The sequence below is a fragment of the Paucibacter sp. M5-1 genome (genome assembly GCF_027498415.2).
Classification (GTDB): domain Bacteria; phylum Pseudomonadota; class Gammaproteobacteria; order Burkholderiales; family Burkholderiaceae_C; genus Roseateles_E.
In genome coordinates this window covers 5,336,095-5,356,944 of record NZ_JAPZLM020000001.1, presented here as the reverse complement: position 1 = coordinate 5,356,944, position 20,850 = coordinate 5,336,095, and the positions used below count along the sequence as shown (strand labels likewise).

Sequence of the window (20,850 nt, the reverse complement as noted above, 5' to 3'; positions counted from 1 at the left end):
ATTTGCATAGTTCAAATCTATTTTCCGTGAGCGTTTAAAGTCTAAGAGACTTGATACTCGTCACCGAGCATCAAAACTCACCTTCAAACGCCCACGCTTATCGGCTGTGAATTATTAAAGAACTTCAAACAACCTACTCAAAACCCACCGGGCTTCTTTCCCTTGTCTGGCACCGATCAGTGATCAGCACAGAAGCGAGATTATGACTTGTTTTCCTCAAACTCGTCAAGTGCTTTCAAACATTTTGTTTTCAGCAATCTTGCTTTCTTCACCGCCTACCCGCTTTGCTTCAGACTTTCGTCTCAAACAAATTTGCTAGCAGCGAAGCCCTCGACTGTAGCACAGGTTTTTTGAGGCTTGCAAGTAGGGCGTCACAATTTTCTGTTGCGGTGTGCGCCGCAGGTGTTGGCCGAGCGCCTTCCGCAGGTCCTCCCCTGGCAGATGCCGGCACGGCGGGGCCATCAAGAAAAAACCCGCAGACCTTGCGGGTTGCGGGTTCCAGGTCACGAACGCCGCATCGCGGCGTCAGCCCTTCATCAGTCTTCTTCCTTGAACGCCTCTTCGCGCTTGTTCTTGATCGACGGCAGCATCACCACCACCACCATCAAGGCCGCCGCGATCAGCAGACCGGCGGACAGCGGACGGGTCATGAAGGTCGTCCAGTCACCGCGCGACAGCAGCAGTGCGCGGCGCAGGTTCTCTTCCATCATCGGGCCGAGGATGAAACCCAAGAGCAGCGGCGCAGGTTCGCAGCTGAGCTTGTAGAACAGATAGCCGATCACCGCGAAAATGGCCGTCATGTAGACATCGAAGCTGTTGTTGTTCAGCGTGTAGCTGCCAATGCAGCAGAAGGTCACGATGGCCGGGAACAGGAAGCGGTAAGGCACAGTCAGCAGCTTGATCCAGATGCCGATCAGCGGCAGGTTCAGGATCACCAGCATCAGGTTGCCGATCCACATCGACGCAATCAGGCCCCAGAACAGCTCGGGGTTGCTGGTCATCACCTGCGGGCCGGGCTGGATGCCCTTGATCGTCATCGCCCCCACCATCAGCGCCATCACCGCATTGGGCGGAATGCCCAGGGTCAGCATCGGGATGAAGGAGGTCTGCGCGCCGGCATTGTTGGCAGCCTCGGGACCGGCCACACCCTGGATCGCCCCCTGGCCGAAAGGCACGCTGGGGTTCTTGACGATCTTCTTTTCCAGCGTGTAAGCCGCAAACGAGGACAGCAAGGCACCGCCGCCGGGCAGCACGCCCAGGATAGAACCCAGCGTCGTGCCGCGCAGCACCGAGGGCCAGGCATCGTGGAAGTCCTGCTTGGTCGGCCACAAGCCCTTCACATGCTTGGTGAAGACCTCGCGGTGCTCGGCCGGCTTGCCCAGGTTGGCGATGATCTCGCCAAAGCCGAACACGCCCATCGCGATCACGACGAAGTTGATACCGTCGGTCAGCTCGGGGATGTCAAAGGAATAGCGCGGCGCACCGGAGATCACATCGGTGTTGATCTGGCCCAGCAGCAGGCCCAGCACGATCATCGCGATGGCCTTCAGCAGCGAGCCTGAGGCCAGCACCACGGCACCGATCAGGCCCAGCACCATCAGCGAGAAATACTCGGCCGGGCCGAACTTGAAGGCCAGCTCGGTCAGCGGCGGCGCGAAGGCCGCGATCACGATGGTGCCGACACAGCCGGCAAAGAAGGACCCCAGGCCAGCGGCCGCCAACGCGGCCCCGGCTCGCCCTTTGCGCGCCATCTGGTAGCCGTCGATCGCGGTCACCACCGAGCTGGATTCGCCAGGCACATTGATCAGGATGGCGGTTGTCGAGCCGCCGTACTGGGCGCCGTAGTAGATGCCGGCCAGCATGATCAGCGCGGGCGTGGCGTCCAGCGCGTAGATCGAGGGCAGCAACATGGCGATGGTCGCCACCGGACCGAGGCCAGGCAACACGCCGATCAGGGTGCCCAGCAGGGCCCCGCCGAAAGCGTAGGCCAGATTCGTCAGCGTCAGTGCGGTACTGAAACCGAGCGCAAGATTGTTCAGCAAGTCCATGCGCTACTCCTCAGCCGCCGAAAATAGTGGGCCAGACCGGCAGAACCAGGTTCAGACCCCACACAAAGATGAACCAGCTGCCCACGGTCAGCACCGCCGCGCTGAGCAGGGCGCCGCGCCAGCGGAACTCGTCGCCGGCCATGGCGGAGAACACGATCAGCACCGGCAGCGTGATCGCCACACCCAGGCGCGGCAGCATCAGGCCGAACAGCACCACCGCAGCGACGATGATCAGCAGCGGCTTCCAAGCCACGCCGCCAATCGGGTCACCGCCCTCCGATTCGATCGTCAGCGCCTTGAACAGCACCGCGCCGCCCAGGATGGCCAGCAGAACGCCGAGGCCGAAGGGGAAGTAACCAGGGCCGGGACGTGCGGAAGATCCAAAACTGTATTCGGTGGCGCCCCAGGCAAAGCCTATGCCGACGACGAGGAACATCAGTCCGGACCAGAAGTCTTTTTGACTCTTGATCTTCATTGCAGACCTACTCTCAAGCTTGTTAGACCGGCTGCATTCTAGGCAGGGCTATCCAGGCTCTGCTGTGTGGTTTCCACGTAAACACCGGCCGGGCGTCGCACTCGCGACAAGCCTCTCGCGGGTATCTACCGGTAGACCTGGAGCCGAAGCGAGAAGCGCAGGGCTCAGGTCTCCCACTGCGGCGTGCTGCGCAGCACCTCTTCGAGGGTGGTCATACCCTCCGCCACCTTCATCGCACCGGCCAGTCGCAGCGGGCGTAGACCCTCCTGCATGGCTTGGCGGCGCAGCGCCGAGATGTCCGGACTGGGATGTAAGGTCGCCTTGACCGCCTCGCTGACGGTCAGCAGTTCATACAGACCGGCACGACCGCGATAGCCGGTATTGCGGCAATCGAGGCAACCCACCGGCTTGTAGGGCTTGACACCGCCATTCATGCGCCAGGGCTTGAGCATCTCGTTCAAGGTGTCGCGCGTCACCGCCGGATCGGGCACCTTGCAGTGGTCGCACAGGGTGCGCACCAGACGCTGCGCCAGCACGCCGATCACGGTGGCGCTGATCAGATAGGGCGGCACGCCCAGATCGGTCAGGCGAGTGATCGCCGAAGCCGCATCATTGGTGTGCAGGGTCGAAAACACCAGATGGCCGGTCAGCGCCGCCTGGATGGCCATCTCGGCAGTCTCCAGATCGCGGATTTCACCGACCATGATGATGTCCGGATCCTGCCGCATCAGCGCCCGCAGGCCTTCGGCAAATCCCAGGTCCAGCGCGGCCTGCACCTGGGTCTGGTTGAAGGCCGGCTCGATCATCTCGATCGGGTCCTCGATCGAGCAGACATTGACCTCGTCGGTGGCCAGGCGCTTGAGCGTCGAGTACAGCGTCGTGGTCTTGCCGCTGCCGGTCGGGCCGGTCACCAGGATGATGCCGTGCGGCTGGGCCACCAGCTTGTTCCAGCGCTCGGCATCGTGGCCGGAGAAGCCCAGCTGATTGAGCTCCTTGACCGCGTTGTCGGGGTCGAAGATGCGCATCACCATCTTCTCACCGAAGGCGGTGGGCAGGGTCGACAGGCGCATTTCCACCTCGTCGCCGGCCGGGTTGCGGGTCTTGATGCGGCCGTCCAGCGGCCGACGGCGCTCCACCACATCCATGCGGCCCAGCAGCTTGATGCGCGAGGTCATCGCGCTCATTACCGAGGGCGGTAGCTGATAGACCGTGTGCAGCACGCCGTCGATGCGGAAGCGGATCACGCCCATATCGCGGCGCGGCTCCAGATGGATATCGCTGGCGCGCTGGTCAAAGGCGTACTGCCACAGCCAGTCGACCACCTGGACCACCCCCTGGTCGTTGGCATCGAGCTGCTTGGTGTTCTTGCCCAGTTCCACCAGTTGCTCGAAGCTGGCAATCTGGGTCACTTCGCCGGCCTTGGCCGCATTGCGCACCGAGCGTGCCAGGGTGAAGAACTCGGTCGTGAAGCGCGCAATTTCCAGCGGGTTGGCCACCACCAGCTTGATGGACTTGCGGGTGTGCGATTCGATCTGCGCCATCCAGGCGGTATCGAAGGGCTCCGAGGTGGCGATGGTGACTTCGGTCAGCCCGACCGACACCGGCAGGCAGCGCTTGGCTTCGGCATAGCCCACCGACATGATGTCGGAGACCCGGCCCACATCGACCTTCAGCGGGTCTATGCGCAGATAGGGCAGCTTGACCCGCGCGGCCAGCCACTCGGTCAGCTGTTCCGGGTCCAGCGTCTTGCCATTGGCGATGCGGGTCAGGCCGGCATGGCCGAGACGCACCAGCGGGTGCAGCGAGCTGTCGCCGGCCGCGAAACGCGCCTCGGTGCGCTGCACCTGCTCGGCGTCGATCAGCTCATCCTCCATCATCCAGCGCAGCAGGGTGCGCCATTCGAGACGACCTTCGGTCTTGGGCGCGGAAGTCTTGGGCTTGACGCTCATGTCTGGGGCTCGGCACGCAGCTGGTTGATGATGGACAGCGGCAGCGGCCGCACCAGGCGCAGCCATTTGCGCGCGGGCAGCTCATACCGCGACTCGATATTAGCCGCACGGCGCTCCAGTTCCTCGCGGTCCGGCACCTGCACGCCGCGCGCCGCCACCACCACGGTATTGCCCTCCTTGGTGGGCGCCAGGCTCCAGACCTGGTCGCTGCCGAACACGCTGGCGATGCGGGCGGCGCTGCGCGCAAAGCTGGCGTCGCGGCCGAACAGATTGACCGTCATCAACCCGCCCTCGGCCAGCACCTGGCGGCAGTTGGCATAAAAGAGCTCGTCATCGAGCACCGGCGAGGCCGCGTCGTGATCGTAGAGATCGACGTTCAGCACCGCCGCCGTCTGCCAATGCGCGGCGTCAGCGACCCAGGTCGCCGCGTCCTGGTTCAGCACCGTCAGTCTGGCCTCGTCCTCGGGCAGATGAAACCAGGCGCGGCAAGCCGCGATCACGGTCGGATTGATCTCCACCGCCGTCGTGTGGGGCATGCGCAAGACCTTGTGGCAAAAGCGCGTGATCGCGGCCGCTCCCAGTCCCAGCTGCACCGCCCTGCCCTCGCGCAAGGTCTCGCTGTCACGCCACAGCATCCAGGCCATCATGCGCTGCACATACTCCAGCTCCAGCTGCTGGGGCTTGCGAATGCGCATCGCCCCCTGCACCCAGATCGAGTCCAGGTGCAGAAAGCGCACGCCGTCGTACTCGCTCAGCGTGGCCGGGATCCAATCAGTTTTCTTTGCCTTGTTCTTGCTCATTTATCAAGTAGACCATGGCGCGCAAACACCTCCCGCCAGGCGAGCAGCTTGCGCTCGAAGGACCACGAGGCATTGGCCGGGCTGGTCGACGGCAGGCGGTAGGCGGGCAGGCCCAGCGCGCCGGTGATCTTGATGCTGCGCGCCGACTCGCCGCCGTTGTGCGCCACCGCCTGCAAGGCCGGCATGCGCGCCACCAGAACCCGCCAGATCATTGGGTTGCGCGGAGCGGATCGCGCTGTCCAGGCTGCCCTCGCGCTCGCAGGTCGCATAGACATCCCAGATCGCCAGTCCGCGCGCCGTCGCTGCCTCCAGGCGCTTGTCGTAAGCGAGGGCGTGCAGATCCAGCCCCCACAGCGCCGACAGGATGGGCCAGAAGTGGTTGCGCGGATGGCCGTAGTACTGCTGGGCCTGCAGCGAGGCGACACCGGGAAAACTGCCCAGCAGCAGCAACCGGGCCTGCGGCGACCAGACCGGTGCCAGGCCTTGCAGCAGCGCCTCGCTCACGGCAGCCGCGGCAAGGCCGCGCGCACATTGGCGCTGGTGATGGCGGCGGTCTGCGCCAGCGTCCAGCCGCGCAGCGCCGCCAGGCTCTCGGCAATGCGGGGCAGCTCGGCCGGCTCGTTGCGCGCGCTGGCGAGCCCGGCGGCGCGTTCCTCGGCCGTCCTGTAGAGCCAGTGCGGCGGGATGTCGGGCGCATCTGTCTCAAGCACCAGGGTCGACTCGGGCAGCTGAGCCGCCAGGCGACGGATCTGCAGCGAGCGATCAAAGGTCAGCGTGCCGCCGAAACCCAGCCTGAAGCCCAGCTCGACAAAACTCTGCGCCTGCTGCGCGCTGCCGTTGAAGGCATGGGCGATGCCCCCAGGCACCGCGATGCGGCGCAAGCCGCGCAGCAGCTGATCGGCGCTCTTGCGCACATGCAGTATCACCGGCAGCGCGAAGCGCCTGGCCAGTTTCAGCTGCTCGGTGTAGAAGAAGTCCTGCCGCGCCGCGTCGAGACCCGGCACAAAGAAATCCAGCCCGATCTCGCCGATCGCCACCAGACGCGGATCATCGCGATGCTGCTCCAGCAAGGCGGCCAGCAGGGCCAGGTCTTGCTCCTGGGCGCGCATCACATACAGCGGATGGATGCCCAGCGCATAGGCATAGCCATGCGCATGGGCCAGTTCGCGCGCCGCCTCGAAATCGAAGGCCCCCACGGCCGGGATCACGATCTGATCGACGCCGGCCGCCCGGGCCCGTGCCACCACCGCCTCGCGGTCCGCATCGAACTCCGGCGCGTCCAGGTGGCAGTGGCTGTCTATCCACATCGGCGGCTAGCGGAAGACGACGGTCCGGTTGCCGTTCATCAGCACCCGGTGCTCGGCATGCCACTGGATCGCGCGCGCCAGGGTTACGCACTCGACGTCGCGGCCCATCGCCACCAGCTGCTCGGGCGGCAGGCTGTGGTCGATGCGGGCCACCTCCTGCTCGATGATCGGGCCCTCGTCCAGGTCCGAGGTCACATAGTGGGCGGTGGCACCGATCAGCTTGACGCCGCGCTCATAGGCCTGGTGATAGGGCTTGGCGCCCTTGAAGCTGGGCAGGAAGCTGTGATGGATATTGATCGCCCGGCCGCTGAGGTATTGGCACAACTCGGGGCTGAGGATTTGCATATAGCGGGCCAGCACGACCAGATCGATCTGGTTGTCCTCGACGACCTCGCGGATCTTGCGCTCTTGGGCCGCCTTCTGTTCCTCGCTGGCGTTCAGCAGCGGGAAATGATGGAAGGGAATATTGTGCGAGGCGGCCAGCTGGTAGAAGTCGCGATGGTTCGAGACGATGGCCGGAATCTCGATCGGCAGATGGCCGGTCTGGACGCGGAACAGCAGATCATTCAGGCAATGGCCCAGCTTGGAGACCAGCAGCAGCACCCGGGTCTTGGTCGCGCGTGCCACCAGCTCCCAGTCCATCTGCAGGCGCTGCGCCAGCGGCTCGAAAGCCGCGCGCATCGCCCCCACCTCGCCGGGCGCTTCAAACTCGATGCGCATGAAGAAGCGGCGGTGATCGGCATCGCCATGCTGGGCCGATGTGAGGATGTTGCCGCCCTGCTCCAGCAGATAGCCGGTCACGGCATGGACGATGCCGGACTGATCGGGGCAGCTGAGTTTGAGGATGAAGCGCGAGGTCGTGGTCATATGGCTGTCTTTACGGGGCCCGAGATCCTACTGCAGCTCGCCGCCGACCAGACTCAGCCGCGCTTCGCACTGCGCGGCGAGGCCCTGGTCATGGGTCACCAGCACAAAGGCCGTGCCCTGCTCGCGGGCCGTCTGAAGCATCAGCTCGAACACCGCCTGGGCCGTGCCGCGGTCCAGGTTGCCGGTCGGCTCGTCGGCCAGCACGCAGGCCGGCTTGGTCACCAGCGCCCGGGCGATCGCGACGCGCTGGCGCTCGCCGCCCGAGAGCTCGCCGGGCCGGTGCTTGACCCGTGCGCCCAGCCCCACCTTGGCCAGCATCTCGGCCGCCGTCGCGCGCGCGGCCTCGACCGGCAGGCGCCGTATCCGCAGCGGCATGGCCACATTGTCCAGCGCGCTGAACTCGGGCAGCAGATGATGGAACTGGTAGACAAAGCCCAGGTGCTGGTTGCGCCACTGGCCCTTGGCGGGTTCGCCCAGCCGTGCCAGGTCTTGCCCCATCAGCGTGACCGTGCCGCTGCTCGGCTTGTCCAGCCCACCCAGCAGATGCAGCAAGGTCGACTTGCCCGAACCCGAGGCGCCGACAACGGCCAGGGTCTGGCCGCGTTTGACCAGGATGTCCACGCCGGACAGCACTTTCACATCCAGCCCGCCCTCGCGGAAGCGCCGCTCCAGGCCCTGGCCTTGCAGAACAACATCACTCATAGCGCAGCGCCTCGGCCGGTTGCACGCGGCTGGCGCGCCAGCTCGGATAGAGGGTGGCCAGGAAGGCCAGGATCAGCGAGGTGATCGCGATCGGGATGATGTCGGCGCTCTGCGGCTCACTGGGCATGCGGCTGATCAGGTAAATGCTGCCGGGCAGGAAGCTGACATTGAGCAGCCGCTCGATGGCCGGCACGATCACATCGATATTGAAGGCCACCAGCAGACCCAGGCCCACGCCCGAGATCGTGCCGATCACGCCCGAGGCTGCGCCCTGCACCATGAAGATGCCCATGATGGAGCGCGGGCTGGCACCCAGGGTGCGCAAGATCGCGATGTCGGCCTGCTTGTCGGTCACCGTCATCACCAGTGTCGAGACCAGATTGAAGGCCGCGACCGCGACGATCAGGGTCAGGATGATGCTCATCAAGCGCTTCTCGACCTGGACCGCATCGAACCAGTTGGCATTGGCGCGGGTCCAGTCGCGCACGCGCAGTTCGGGACCCAGGCTTTGCGCCAGTTGGTCGCCGACCTGGCGGGCCTGATGCACATCGGCCAGCTTCAGCTGCACGCCGGTGGGGCCGCCGACGCGGAACAGCCGGGCCGCATCGTCCACATGGATCAGGGCCAGGCCGCTGTCGTACTCGTAATGGCCGGCATTGAAGGTGCCGACCAGGGTGAAGGTCTTGAGCCGCGGCACGACGCCGGCCGGCGTGACCTGACCGCTGGGCGCGACCAGTGTGATCTTGTCGCCCTCGCGCACACCGAGCGAGCGCGCCAGCTCGCCGCCCAGCACGATGCCCCAGTCACCGGCTTTCAGCCGCGACAGCGGGCCGTCCTTGAGCTGAGCCGCCAGCGGCGTGACCGTCGCCTCCAGCGCGGGATCGATGCCGCGGACGATGGCGCCGCGCATGTCCTCGCCGCGCGCGATCAGCACCTGAGCCGCGACAAAGGGGGCGGCACCGACAACGGCCGGGTTCGCGCGCGCCTTCGCGGCGGTGGCCTGCCAGTCGGCCAGGGCCTCGCCGGAATAGGACATCAGCTCCACATGCGCGATCACCGACAGCATGCGGTCGCGCACCTCTTTTTGGAAGCCGTTCATCACCGACAAGACAATGATCAGCGCCGCCACCCCCAAGGCAATACCCAGCATCGAGACGCCGGAGATGAAGGAGATGAAGCGGTTGCGCCGCCCGCCGCGGCCGGCGCGGGTATAGCGCCAACCAATCTGCAACTCATAAGGCCAATTCATGGGCGGGCATGCTAACCGACGGCAGCCCGCGATTTGGCCGGGACTGTCGTCTAAGAATAAGAAGGCAAGGCACAAGGAAAAATGGACCGGATGCTTTCACATCCGGTCCATCGATCTCTTCTTTTTGTTGGTCGGGACGGTGGGATTCGAACTCACGACCCCTTGCACCCCATGCAAGTGCGCTACCAGGCTGCGCTACGCCCCGACTGAGCCTCAGATTATAGGCGGATTTAAAACTAGAACGCAAGCAATGTCTCGCGAATCGACAGCAATTCTTGACGCACCTGTTCGAGCGAGAGCTTTTCGTCGCCGCTCACCTCAAAGGACGGCAGCGTGTCGAGCTCATCGGCCTCCAGGCGCTCAGCCTCAGCGGCTTCCTCCCGGAAGGCCTGCAGCGCGTCAAGGCGCAGACCCGGCGCGTCGGCAAGCTGGTTGCGGGCACCCGAGATCGTGAAGCCCTGGTCATAGAGCAGGTCACGGATGCGGCGGATCAGCAGCACCTCATGGTGCTGGTAGTAGCGGCGGTTGCCACGCCGCTTCATGGGCTTGAGTTGCGTGAACTCCTGCTCCCAATAACGCAGCACATAGGGCTTCACGCCACACAAATCGCTGACCTCACCGATGGTGAAATAGCGTTTGGCAGGTATCGAAGGAAGCACTTTTTCCATTCAAATCAAGGGCTTCAGGTCGGGAGGTCAGACTCTACTCGAAGTCATCCTCGCCGGGTGTATCACCTTGCACCAGTCCCTTGAGTTTGTGACTGGCGTGGAAGGTGACGACATTGCGGGCCTTGATCGGGATCGCCTCGCCGGTGCGCGGATTGCGCCCGGGGCGCGAGGCCTTGCGCCGGATATTGAAGTTGCCGAAGCCCGACAGCTTGACGTCCCGCCCCTGCACCAGCTGACCATGGATGATGTCGAAGAAGGCCTCGACCATGTCCTTGGACTCGCGCTTGTTCAGGCCCAGCTTGTCGAACAGCAGTTCGGCCAGCTCGGCCTTGGTCAAGGTCGGCGTTTCCAGGCTGGGCAGCAGCACGCGCGCCGGCCCGGTCTCGTTTTTGTTGTCGTCATCGCTCATCAAAACCCTCCCCGCCTTCTTGTTCGCTTAGCCGCGCAAACGCGCGCCCAGGTGCTGAGCCAGCGCCGCGAGCACGGCAGCCACCGCCTGCTCGATGCGCTCGTCGGTCAGGGTGGCCTCGTCGTCCAGCAACTCCAGACGGACGGCCATGCTGCGCTCACCCTCCTTCAGATCACCGCCGGCCTGGGTCGGCTTGAAGACGTCGAACAGCCGCGCCGAGCGTATCAGTCCGTCATGGGCACCGGCAATCGTCGTCATCAGGGCTTCATGCGTGACGCTCTCACCGACCACGACCGCGATATCGCGCTGCACCGACTGTTGACGCGGCACGCCCTGGCCTTGTGGCAGGCGGCGCGCCAGCACGGCGTCCAGTGCCAGCTCGAACACGATGGGCGCGCTGGGCAGCTCATAGCCCTGGCGCCATTTCGGATGCAACTCACCGATCACGCCGATGTCCTCGCCATCCAGCTCGACACGGGCGCTGCGGCCCGGATGCAGCGCGGGATGCTCGGCCGCGACAAAGCGCAGCTGGCGGGGCGCGAACAAGGCCTCCAGATCCCCCTTCACATCGAAGAAATCGATGCCCCGGTCACGCTGACTCCATTGCGGCTGATCGGCCGGGCCGAAGGCAAGACCTGCCACCCGCATCGGCTGGCGAACACCGGTGATCGTCGTGTCGCTCTCGACGACGGTGGCGTCGCGCAGGAATACCCGCCCGATCTCGAACAGGCGCACCCGCGGCGCCTTGCGGCTCAGGTTGTAGCGCAGCGCATTGATCAGGCTGCCGATCAGGCTGGAGCGCATCACGGCCAGCGGTGCGGCGATCGGGTTCAGCAGCTGGATCGGGCTGTCATTGCCGGCCAGCTCCTTCTCCCAGCGCGCCTCGACGAAGCTGAAATTGATGGTCTCGTAATAGTCGCGGCCGGCCAGGGCGTGGCGCAGCGCATGAACGGCCCGGCGCGATTCCGAGGCCACCTTGCCGACCACCGGCGCCAGCGGCGGCGTGTCGGGCAGATTCGGATAGCCCAGCACGCGTATCACTTCCTCGATCAGGTCTTCCTCGATCTGGATGTCGAAGCGGAAGCTGGGCGGCGTCACGGTCAGCGTGCCCTCGCCCTCTGCGAACTCGAGGCCCAGGCGCTTGAACACGCCGGCGCATTGCGCCTGCGTGAGCGGCATGCCGATCACCTTGGCGGCGCGCGCCACCCGCAGTGTCACCGGCTTGCGTTCAGGCAGCGCCGTGATCTGGTCGTCCATCGCTGCGGCCTCGCCGCCGCAGACCTCGAGGATCAGCTGGGTGATGCGCTCGATGTGCTCGACGGTCTGCGCCGGATCCACGCCACGCTCGAAGCGGTGGCCGGCATCGGTCGAGAAGTTGTAGCGGCGCGAACGCCCCATCACCGCCTTGGGCCACCAGAAGGCGGCTTCGACATAGACATTCTTCGTGTCATCGGAGACCGCCGTGTGGTCACCGCCCATGATGCCGGCCAGCGATTCGACCGCCTTGTTGTCGGCGATCACGCCGACGCTCTCGTCGACTTCGATGGTGTTGCCGTTCAACAGCTTGAGCTGTTCACCCTGGCGCCCCCAGCGCACGACCAGTTCGCCATCGATCTTGTCGAGGTCGAAGATGTGGCTGGGGCGACCCAGCTCGAACATCACATAGTTCGAGATATCGACCAGCGGCGAGACCGAGCGCTGGCCGCAACGGGCCAGGCGGTCCACCATCCATGCGGGCGTTTGCGCCTGGGTGTTGACGCCACGCACGATGCGGCCCGAGAAACGCCCGCACAGATCGGAAGCCTCGATGCGCACCGGCAGCTTGTCCTGGTGCTTGACCTCGGCGGGCGTGAACGCCGGCGCCTGCAGCGGCGCGCCGGTCAGTGCCGACACTTCGCGGGCGATGCCGTAGACGCTCAGCGCGTGAGCCAGATTCGGCGTCAGCTTCAGGGTGAACAGCGTGTCGTCGAGCTTCAGATGCTCACGGATGTTCTGGCCGATGGGCGCATCGGGGGCCAGCTCCAGCAGGCCGCCATGGTCCTCGCTGAGCTTGAGTTCGCGAGCCGAGCACAGCATGCCGAAGCTCTCGACGCCGCGCAGCTTGCCAACCTTGATGCCGAAGGGCTTGCCATCTTCGCCCGGGGGCAGCTCGGCGCCGACCATGGCCAGCGGCACCTTGATGCCGGCCCGCGCATTCGGCGCGCCGCAGACGATCTGCAGCGGCTCCGCACCGCCGGCATTGACCGTACAGACGCGCAGCTTGTCAGCATTCGGGTGCTGCTCGGCAGTCAGGATCTCGGCAACAACGATGCCGTGAAAAGGCGGCGCCACCGGGCGCAGCTCTTCGACCTCGAGGCCGCTCATCGTCAGCAGCTCGGCCAGTTCTTGGGTGTTCAGCGCGGGGTTGCAGAATGACCGCAGCCAGGATTCAGGGAATTGCATGATGTTTGATCTCGTCTTGGATGGCGGGCGGCTGCTTACTTGAACTGCGACAAGAAACGCAGATCGCCATCAAAGAACAGGCGCAGATCGTTGACGCCATAACGCAGCATCGCCAGGCGGTCGATGCCAGAGCCAAAGGCAAAGCCGATATAGCGCTCCGGGTCCAGGCCCATATTGCGAATGACTTGCGGATGCACCTGGCCGGAGCCCGACACCTCCAGCCAGCGGCCCTTCAGCGGACCGGTGCCGAACATCATGTCGATCTCGGCGCTGGGCTCGGTGAAGGGGAAGTAGCTGGGGCGGAAACGGATCTGCATGTCCGTCGTCTCGAAGAACTGCTGCAGAAAATTCACATAGACCGACTTCAGATCCTTGAACGAGATGTTCTCGCCAACCCACAGGCCCTCGACCTGGTGGAACATCGGCGAATGGGTCGCATCGCTGTCGACGCGGTAGGTGCGGCCCGGCGCGATCACGCGGATCTCCGGCATCGGCTGACCCGCGGCTATCAAGGCCTGGTGGCGCTTGACATGCTGGACCGCATAGCGGATCTGCATCGGGCTGGTGTGGGTGCGCAAGACATGACCCCCTTCGACGTAGAAGGTGTCATGCATCGAGCGGGCCGGGTGATCAGCCGGCGTGTTCAGCGCGGTGAAGTTGAACCAGTCGTTCTCGATCTCGGGGCCGTCGGCCACGTCGAACCCCATCGATCCGAAGATCGCCTCGATCCGCTCCATCGCCCGCGTGATCGGATGCAGGCCGCCGGTGCCGCGCTGGCGGCCGGGCAGGCTGACATCCAGAGCCTCGGCCTTCAGCTGGATCTCGAGCTCGGCATCAGCCAGGGCCTGGCGACGCTCGCTGAGCGCGGCTTCGATACCAACCTTGAGGACGTTGATCTCGGCCCCGCGGGTCTTCTTCTCGTCGATGGTCAGTGCGGCCAGGCCCTTCATCAGCTCGGTCACGCGACCGGACTTGCCCAGAAATCGGGCCTTGGCATTTTCCAAGTCGGCGGGCGTGGCTGCGGCGGCAAAGTCTGCCTGCGCGCTCTGTAGCAGTTGATCGAGATCGTTCATCGCGGGGCGAGTTCGTATCAGAAATGAAAAAGGGCCGAACACCTGGGTGTCGGCCCCTAAAGGTCGCGCCCCGGCTTGCGCCAGGGCCACCACGGCCGCATTGCTGCGGCCCTGGCAATTAAGCGAGAGCGGCCTTCACCTTGGCGAAGATCGAAGCGAAACCGGCCGGATCGTTCACGGCCAGGTCGGCCAGAACCTTGCGGTCGATGTCGATCTGGGCCTTCTTCAGGCCGGCCACGAACTTGCTGTAGGTCAGACCCAGGCCACGGCTTGCTGCGTTGATACGAGCAATCCACAGCGCACGGAACACACGCTTCTTGGCGCGACGGTCACGGTAGGCGTACTGACCTGCCTTCATCACCGCCTGTTTGGCGATGCGGAAGACATTCTTACGGCGACCACGGAAGCCCTTGGCCAGAGCCAGGACCTTCTTGTGACGGGCACGAGCGGTAACACCACGTTTAACGCGAGGCATATTAAATCTCCTTTAGTTAAATGGTGGAATTACAGGCCAGCAAAGGGCAGCATCTGAGCGATGTGACCCATGTTGGTTTCGTGCACGGTCGTCGTGCCACGCAGGTGGCGCTTGTTCTTCGTGGTCTTCTTGGTCAGGATGTGGCGCTTGAACGCTTGACCGCGCTTGACGGTACCACCCGGACGAACGCGAAAACGCTTTTTCGCGCTGCTCTTGGTCTTCATTTTGGGCATGTTATTGCTCCTTCTAAGATGTCCCAGGGGCGTCAGCGATTCCTCGCTGCACTTGTTCAGCCTCTGGAGACTAATAAGCCCGCCGACGACCAGATCGGCGGGCTGAAACTGCAAAGCGCTTTAGCGCTTTTTCGGTGCAAGCACCATGATCATCTGCCGGCCTTCCAGCTTGGGCATGTTCTCCACCACGGCCACATCCGACAACTCGTCGCGAATGCGCTCCAGCAGCCGCATGCCGATGTCCTGGTGCGTGATCTCGCGACCACGGTAGCGCAGGGTCACCTTGCCTTTGTCACCGTCTTCGGCGATGAAGCGACGCAGATTGCGCATCTTGATCTGGTAATCGCCTTCGTCCGTACCCGGGCGGAACTTGACTTCCTTGATCTCGATGACCTTTTGCTTGGACTTCGCCTCGGCCGCCCGCTTCTGCTCGATGTACTTGAACTTGCCGTAGTCCATCAGGCGGCACACCGGGGGTGTCGCCGTCGCGGAAATTTCGACCAGATCCACATCCAGCTCGCCCGCCATGCGCAGGGCTTCCATGATGCTCACGATACCCAGGGGCTCGTTCTCGGGGCCGTTCAGGCGGACTTCGGGAGCCAGGATTTCACGGTTCAGCCGATGCTTACGCTCGGGAATCGCACGACGATCAGCAAAAGTAGCGATGGTGCATACCTTTCAACAGGCCTCCAAGGCATAGAGGCCCAAACACAAGCAAAAGCGCGCCCAGAGCTAGACCTTCTGCGTGATATCACCCGAAAGCTTCTCCAGGAAGCTCTCCAGGGGCATCACACCCAGGTCTTGGTTGCCACGGGCGCGCACCGCAACGGCTCCATTTGCCTTTTCCTTGTCGCCAACGACGAGGATGAACGGAACCTTCTGCAAAGAATGCTCGCGGATTTTATACGTGATTTTCTCGTTCCGCAAATCGGCCTTGACCCTAACTCCTTGTTTTTGCAGTGATTTCACGATTTCGGCGACGTAATCAGCCTGCGCATCGGTGATATTGGCCACCACCACCTGCTCCGGCGCCAGCCAGGCCGGCAAGGCGCCGGCATGCTGCTCGATCAGGATGCCAATGAAGCGCTCCAGGCTGCCGACGATGGCCCGGTGCAGCATCACCGGCTCGCGACGCTCGCCGTGCTCGTCCACGTATTCGGCGCCCAGACGGCCCGGCATCGAGAAGTCCACCTGCATCGTGCCGCACTGCCACTGGCGGCCCAGCGCATCCTTCAACGTGTACTCGATCTTCGGGCCGTAGAAGGCGCCGTCGCCCGGGGCGATGACAAACTCGACGCCGGAAGCGCGCAGCGATTCCATCAATGCGAACTCGGCCTTGTCCCAGACCTCGTCCGAGCCGATGCGAGCCTCGGGTCGCGTCGCCACCTTGTAGATGATGTCGGTGAAGCCGAAGTCCTTGTAGACCTTCTGCAGCAGCACCGTGTAGTTGACGCACTCCTGCAGGATCTGGTCCTCGGTGCAGAAGATATGGCCGTCGTCCTGCGTGAAACCGCGCACGCGCATGATGCCGTGCAGGCCACCGGTCGGTTCGTTGCGGTGGCACTGGCCGAACTCGCCGAAGCGAAGTGGCAGATCGCGGTAGCTCTTGATGCCGTGCTTGAAGATCAGGATGTGGCCGGGGCAGTTCATCGGCTTGAGCGCGTAGTCGCGCTTCTCCGACTCGGTCGTGAACATATTGTCGCGGTACTTGTCCCAGTGGCCCGTGGCCTCCCACAGCGTCTTGTCTAGCAGCTGCGGGCCTTTGACCTCCTGGTAGCCGTTGTCACGATAGACGCGGCGCATGTACTGCTCGACTTCTTGCCAGACCGTCCAGCCCTTGGGGTGCCAGAACACCACACCCGGCGCATGCTCGTCGATGTGGAACAGGTCGAGTTCCTTGCCGAGCTTGCGGTGGTCGCGCTTCTCGGCCTCCTCCAGCATCAGCAGGTACTTCTGCAGATCATCCTTGCTGGCCCAGGCCGTGCCGTAGATGCGCTGCAGCATCTCGTTGCGATGATCGCCGCGCCAGTAGGCGCCGGCCACCTTCATCAGCTTGAAGTGCTTGAGCTTGCCGGTCGACGGCACATGCGGGCCGCGGCACAGATCCTCGAACGCGCCTTCGCGGTACAGCGACACATCCTCACCGGCCGGGATGCTGGAGATGATCTCGGCCTTGTAGTCCTCGCCGATGCCCTTGAAATAGGCCACGGCCTCGTCGCGCGGCAGCACGCGGCGCTGGACCTTCTCGTCCTTCTTGGCCAGCTCGCTCATCTTGGCCTCGATGGCGACCAGATCCTCGGGCGTGAACGGGCGCTTGTAGGAGAAGTCGTAGAAGAAACCGTTCTCGATCACCGGGCCTATCGTGACCTGGGCCTCGGGGAACAGCTCCTTGACCGCATAGGCCAGCAGGTGGGCGGTCGAGTGGCGGATCACCTCCAGGCCGTCGGCATCCTTGTCGGTGATGATGGCCAGCTGGGCATCGGCTTCGATCAGGAAGCTGGTGTCGACCACCTTGCCGTCCACCTTGCCGGCCAGCGCCGCCTTGGCCAGGCCGGCGCCGATCGAGGCCGCCACATCAAAGACGGTGACGGCTTGCGGGAACTCACGCTTGGAGCCGTCGGGAAGTTGGATAGAGATCATTGGAATGCTCCGAATGCAAAAACAAAAAAGCGCGGCCTGCTGCCGCGCTTTTGAGGGAGAGATGGAAAGACGTGACGAGCCGCGGCCGACTATTTACCTTGAGAGGTGGTCGTAGTTCGCGGTGTCATAACCATGATGCCTTTCTCGCCCTTGTTGTCTGAGGATGGCCGATTGTAATCAAAGCGGCAGCGCCAGGATCTCGGGCTTTGCACAGGCGGCGGCAAATTCGTCGCGCAGACGCTGGCTCTCGGCCACGGCCCGCCGCCAGACCTTGGCGCGGCCGGCCACATCGTCGCCGTAGTGCTTGAAGTCATCGCGGTCCGGCAGCTTGGCGCGCGGCAGGCCGGCGACCCAGGCCGGGTTCGGCGCCAGCAGCACGACATTGTCGAGAAAGGCGCTGGCGCCATGACGGCGTTTGAGTCCCTTGTCCAGCCAGCCCGGCACCACCTGACGCTGAAAATGCGGATACAGCACCAGGCCATCGCCGACCATGGCCGCATAGTTCAGATGCAGGTGGTAGTCGGTGATGCCGCCGTCCCAGTACGCGCCGGGCGGCCCACCGGGGATGTCCTGCACCGCCTGCAGCCAGAACGGGATCGAGCAGCTGGCGAGGATGGCCTGCAGCAGATTGCGCTCGCCAAGCAGAGCCTGATGGCTGCGGAAATCATGCAGCGGCATCGGCAGCGGCGCACGCGGGTCGGAAAACACCACCCGGTCCAGCCAGCCGCCCATCGCGCGGCGCGCCAGCAAGTTCGCGGCAAAAGCGCCGGCATAGCCCAGCGGCGTGCGCAGCCGGCCCTCGCGGCCCAGGATATGGCGGCCGCGCGAGGTGAAGACATGCAGGCGGTAGCGTGGGTGACTCAAGACCTGGCCCTCACGCCCGCCGAAGCAGTCCTTGAGCGTCGCGGCAAAACCGCGGCTGACGCTGGCAGCACTCGGTCGCTGGCCCGGCAGGCTGTCGTAGCGCTGCTGCACATAAGCCTCGGTCAGGCGATCAAACTCGGTCTGCGGCTCCCCGAGGCAGGCCGTCGCCATGCGCCAGGCGCCGATCGAGGCGCCCAGCAGATGCACCGGTTGAGCACTCTGGCCCAACCAGGGGCCGAAGATGTACTGGTCCAGCGGCCCGAGGATCAGGCCCTTGGGACCGCCGGCGGCGGCCGGGATCACCTGCACATCGCCGGGCCGCAAACCGCGCTCGGCCAGCCTGGCGCGGGCGCGCGGTCCGGCGTGGATGTGCAGGGCTTGCATGACGGGCTTTGTGGTCAGAACTTCATTTCGAGATTGGCGCCAAACCAGGTGCGCGCGAAGCGCTTGTTATAGGTCTGCTGACCGTCTTCGAAATAGACATGGGTGACCGGGTCCAGCGGAGACACATTATTGGCCGACAGGCGCAGCGAGAGCTGGGGACTGAACACATACTGCGCAAAGATGTCGACGGTGCGGGAGCGCGACACCTCCTGCAGCTGGGTCTCGGTCTGCTGCGTGCCATAGCCCGGCATATAGACGAGGCCGGCGCCCACGGTCAGCGGCAGCGACTTCAGCCGGTAGTCGAAGCCCAGATTGACCGCATAGGGGTGCTGCGAATCCAGCCGGTTGTCCGGTCCCGGCAGATCATCGACCTTGGAGCGGTAAAAGCTCAGCGAACCACGCAGATTGAGGTTCAGCGAAGGGTCGAATACGCTCGGCAGCAGTTCGCCGGCGCGGCCCTTCAGCTCCAGCTCGAGGCCACCGGTCTTAGCCCGGCTCAGGTTGATCGGGCGCGAGACATAGCGCTGCTCTGCGGACCAGCTGACATCTTCCAGGGCCACCGAATTGCGGATCAGGTCCTTGATCTGGCGGTAGAACAGGCTGGCGCTGAAGAGCCCGCCACCGGTGAAATATTTCTCGTAGGCGATGTCCAGGCCGGTTGCCAACTCGGGTCTCAGGTAGGGGTTGCCGATGCGGTCCGGGGCGGTCTGCGGATTGGGTTTGCCGACCGGGTAGGTCGTGTTGACCGTGGGCCGAGCCATCAACGCCTGCAGCTCGGGCGCCTTGTAGCTGCGCGTCAGGCTGGCGCGGATCATGTCGCGACCCTTAGGATCAAGCTTGTAGTTCAAGTGCCAGAGCGGGGTCAGCACATCGCTCTTGTTGCGCAGATCGCTGCTGATGCCGTCCTGGCTGAGCTGGCTGGTGGTGACGATGCGCTCGCTGCGCAGGCCAAAGTAGGTCGACCACTGTGGGTTGATCTCCCACTCGTCCTGCACGAAGAAGGCCTGGCGCTTGACCTCGGCCTCGAAGGGCAGGCCCTCGAAGCCGGGCAGCAGGTCGAAGCCGTTCTGCGTGACGCTGCGCACCTCGGTGCGGCGGCGGAACTCCAGGTCCCAGCCCACGGTCAGGCCATGGGCGTCGCCCAGGCTCTGCGAATACTTGCCGCTTTGCGTCAGGCTGCGGTCCTTGGTCTCGCCGTCGGTGTGGCGCGAGATTGTCTGCACCTCGTCCTTGTTCAGCCCGTCGACATCGGTGGTGTAGCGCGCCCGCGAGGTCTGGCCGCCAGCCTTCAGCTCCAGGCGCTGCCCGTCCTCGAAGCGCTTGACCCAGGTCACATTGCTGCGCAGCATCTGCCAGGAGCCGGTGTTCAGATAGCTATCGTCGACGCTGGGTGGCGCCTTGCCTTCCAGCACCTCGGTGACGGTGCGGCCCTGGTTGTTCCACTCGTTGCGCTGCATGAAGCTCTGCCAGGCCAGCGTCTCGTCGTCACCCAGCTTCCAGTTCAGGCGCGGGCCGAAGTTGAAGCCGTGGCCCCAGCCGGTCTCGGCGCTTTGCGAGCGGACATGCAGGCGCTGCTTGTTCTCGTCCAGCGTGTCACGCTCGCCCTCGCTGGCATTGCGGACGCGCCACTGGAAGCCCGAAAGCGGCAGCACGACGGACAGATCGCCGAAGCGCTCGCCATAGGTGGCGGTGAACGAAGGCCGGGGCTTGTCGTAGTTGTAGCCCATGCCCAGACGCAGATCGCGTTGGGTCTGGCGCGGCGCGTCCTTCAGGATGATGTTGATCGTGCCGGCGATGGCCTGGGCGCTCTGGTCGGCGGTCGGCCCCTTGCTGACCTCGATGCGCTCGACCTGGGCGGGGTTCAGGTTGTCCATCGAAAAGCCGGGCGGGGCCGGCTCGCCGTTGATCAGGATCTGGGTGTAGCCCGCACCCAGGCCGCGCATGCGCGGCGCCCCACCCTGCACATTGACGCCAGGCAAGCGTTTCAGCACATCGGAGAGGTTGCTATCGCCGTACTTGTCCAGTTCCTCGCGCCCGTAGATCTGCTTGGCCACCGACGCGCGGCGGCGCAGATCGGTGTCACTCTGCGGGCGCGACTGGATCTCGACCCGGTCCAGCCGGTTGGTCTCGGCAGGCGCCGCACGCGGCGGCCCGTTCTCCGGCATGCCCTCCTGCGCCTGCGCCAGCGGCACGCCGAGACAAAGCGCAAGGCTGGCAAGACCCGGCACGCGGGCATGACGAAGAGAGTGCATCGATCGGTCCTGT

18 protein-coding genes, 1 tRNA gene and 1 pseudogene are annotated in these 20,850 nt (G+C 64.4%); all 20 read right to left on the bottom strand.

Features of this window, described 5'->3' with window-relative positions; genetic code table 11:
* Positions 1-536: 536 nt before the first annotated feature.
* The gene (locus O5M90_RS25325) at positions 537-2,048 is read right to left on the bottom strand and encodes a tripartite tricarboxylate transporter permease (RefSeq protein WP_137943964.1); all 1,512 of its coding nucleotides are present in this window, start codon (positions 2,046-2,048) and stop codon (positions 537-539) included.
* Positions 2,049-2,058: 10 nt separating this feature from the next.
* Complete coding sequence (locus O5M90_RS25320) at positions 2,059-2,523, bottom strand: tripartite tricarboxylate transporter TctB family protein (protein WP_137943965.1); 465 nt, start codon at positions 2,521-2,523, stop codon at positions 2,059-2,061.
* A 164-nt stretch (positions 2,524-2,687) separates the two neighbouring features.
* Positions 2,688-4,472 (bottom strand): GspE/PulE family protein, encoded by a 1,785-nt coding sequence (locus tag O5M90_RS25315; RefSeq protein ID WP_269838950.1) that lies wholly within the window; start codon positions 4,470-4,472, stop codon positions 2,688-2,690.
* Positions 4,469-5,272: a spermidine synthase gene (locus O5M90_RS25310; protein WP_269838951.1), complete on the bottom strand. Its 804-nt coding sequence runs from the start codon at positions 5,270-5,272 to the stop codon at positions 4,469-4,471. Before O5M90_RS25310 ends, O5M90_RS25315 begins: the two co-directional genes overlap by 4 nt.
* A pseudogene (locus tag O5M90_RS25305) lies at positions 5,269-5,764 on the bottom strand (DNA-deoxyinosine glycosylase). The gene O5M90_RS25310 and the pseudogene O5M90_RS25305 overlap by 4 nt, the downstream one beginning before the upstream one ends.
* A gap of 8 nt (positions 5,765-5,772) precedes the next feature.
* Positions 5,773-6,579 (bottom strand): TatD family hydrolase, encoded by an 807-nt coding sequence (locus O5M90_RS25300; RefSeq protein ID WP_269838953.1) that lies wholly within the window; start codon positions 6,577-6,579, stop codon positions 5,773-5,775.
* Between the two features lie 6 nt (positions 6,580-6,585).
* A complete protein-coding gene (purU, locus tag O5M90_RS25295) occupies positions 6,586-7,446 on the bottom strand; it encodes a formyltetrahydrofolate deformylase (RefSeq protein ID WP_137943970.1) in 861 nt (286 codons plus the stop codon).
* Positions 7,447-7,473: 27 nt separating this feature from the next.
* The gene (locus O5M90_RS25290) at positions 7,474-8,148 is read right to left on the bottom strand and encodes an ABC transporter ATP-binding protein (protein ID WP_137943971.1); all 675 of its coding nucleotides are present in this window, start codon (positions 8,146-8,148) and stop codon (positions 7,474-7,476) included.
* Positions 8,141-9,397: a lipoprotein-releasing ABC transporter permease subunit gene (locus O5M90_RS25285; protein ID WP_269838954.1), complete on the bottom strand. Its 1,257-nt coding sequence runs from the start codon at positions 9,395-9,397 to the stop codon at positions 8,141-8,143. Before O5M90_RS25285 ends, O5M90_RS25290 begins: the two co-directional genes overlap by 8 nt.
* Before the next feature lie 128 nt (positions 9,398-9,525).
* Positions 9,526-9,602, bottom strand: a tRNA-Pro gene (locus O5M90_RS25280).
* 31 nt (positions 9,603-9,633) lie between these two features.
* Positions 9,634-10,065, bottom strand: a complete 432-nt coding sequence (locus tag O5M90_RS25275; protein WP_137943973.1) for a MerR family transcriptional regulator — start codon at positions 10,063-10,065, stop codon at positions 9,634-9,636.
* 34 nt (positions 10,066-10,099) lie between these two features.
* Complete coding sequence (locus O5M90_RS25270) at positions 10,100-10,474, bottom strand: integration host factor subunit alpha (RefSeq protein WP_137943974.1); 375 nt, start codon at positions 10,472-10,474, stop codon at positions 10,100-10,102.
* A gap of 27 nt (positions 10,475-10,501) precedes the next feature.
* Positions 10,502-12,916: a phenylalanine--tRNA ligase subunit beta gene (pheT, locus tag O5M90_RS25265; protein WP_269838955.1), complete on the bottom strand. Its 2,415-nt coding sequence runs from the start codon at positions 12,914-12,916 to the stop codon at positions 10,502-10,504.
* 35 nt (positions 12,917-12,951) lie between these two features.
* Positions 12,952-13,989, bottom strand: a complete 1,038-nt coding sequence (pheS, locus tag O5M90_RS25260; RefSeq protein ID WP_137943976.1) for a phenylalanine--tRNA ligase subunit alpha — start codon at positions 13,987-13,989, stop codon at positions 12,952-12,954.
* 118 nt (positions 13,990-14,107) lie between these two features.
* The gene (rplT, locus tag O5M90_RS25255; protein ID WP_102766472.1) at positions 14,108-14,464 is read right to left on the bottom strand and encodes a 50S ribosomal protein L20; all 357 of its coding nucleotides are present in this window, start codon (positions 14,462-14,464) and stop codon (positions 14,108-14,110) included.
* Between the two features lie 29 nt (positions 14,465-14,493).
* Positions 14,494-14,697: a 50S ribosomal protein L35 gene (gene rpmI / locus O5M90_RS25250; RefSeq protein ID WP_137943977.1), complete on the bottom strand. Its 204-nt coding sequence runs from the start codon at positions 14,695-14,697 to the stop codon at positions 14,494-14,496.
* 120 nt (positions 14,698-14,817) lie between these two features.
* Positions 14,818-15,363, bottom strand: a complete 546-nt coding sequence (gene infC / locus O5M90_RS25245; protein WP_266004296.1) for a translation initiation factor IF-3 — start codon at positions 15,361-15,363, stop codon at positions 14,818-14,820.
* A 66-nt stretch (positions 15,364-15,429) separates the two neighbouring features.
* Entirely contained in the window at positions 15,430-17,337 is a 1,908-nt protein-coding gene (thrS, locus tag O5M90_RS25240; protein ID WP_269838956.1) for a threonine--tRNA ligase, read from the bottom strand.
* Between the two features lie 177 nt (positions 17,338-17,514).
* Positions 17,515-18,585, bottom strand: coding sequence for a patatin-like phospholipase family protein (locus O5M90_RS25235; protein ID WP_269838957.1), 1,071 nt, complete (start codon positions 18,583-18,585; stop codon positions 17,515-17,517).
* Between the two features lie 14 nt (positions 18,586-18,599).
* Complete coding sequence (locus O5M90_RS25230) at positions 18,600-20,837, bottom strand: TonB-dependent receptor plug domain-containing protein (protein WP_269838958.1); 2,238 nt, start codon at positions 20,835-20,837, stop codon at positions 18,600-18,602.
* Between the last annotated feature and the right edge of the window lie 13 nt (positions 20,838-20,850).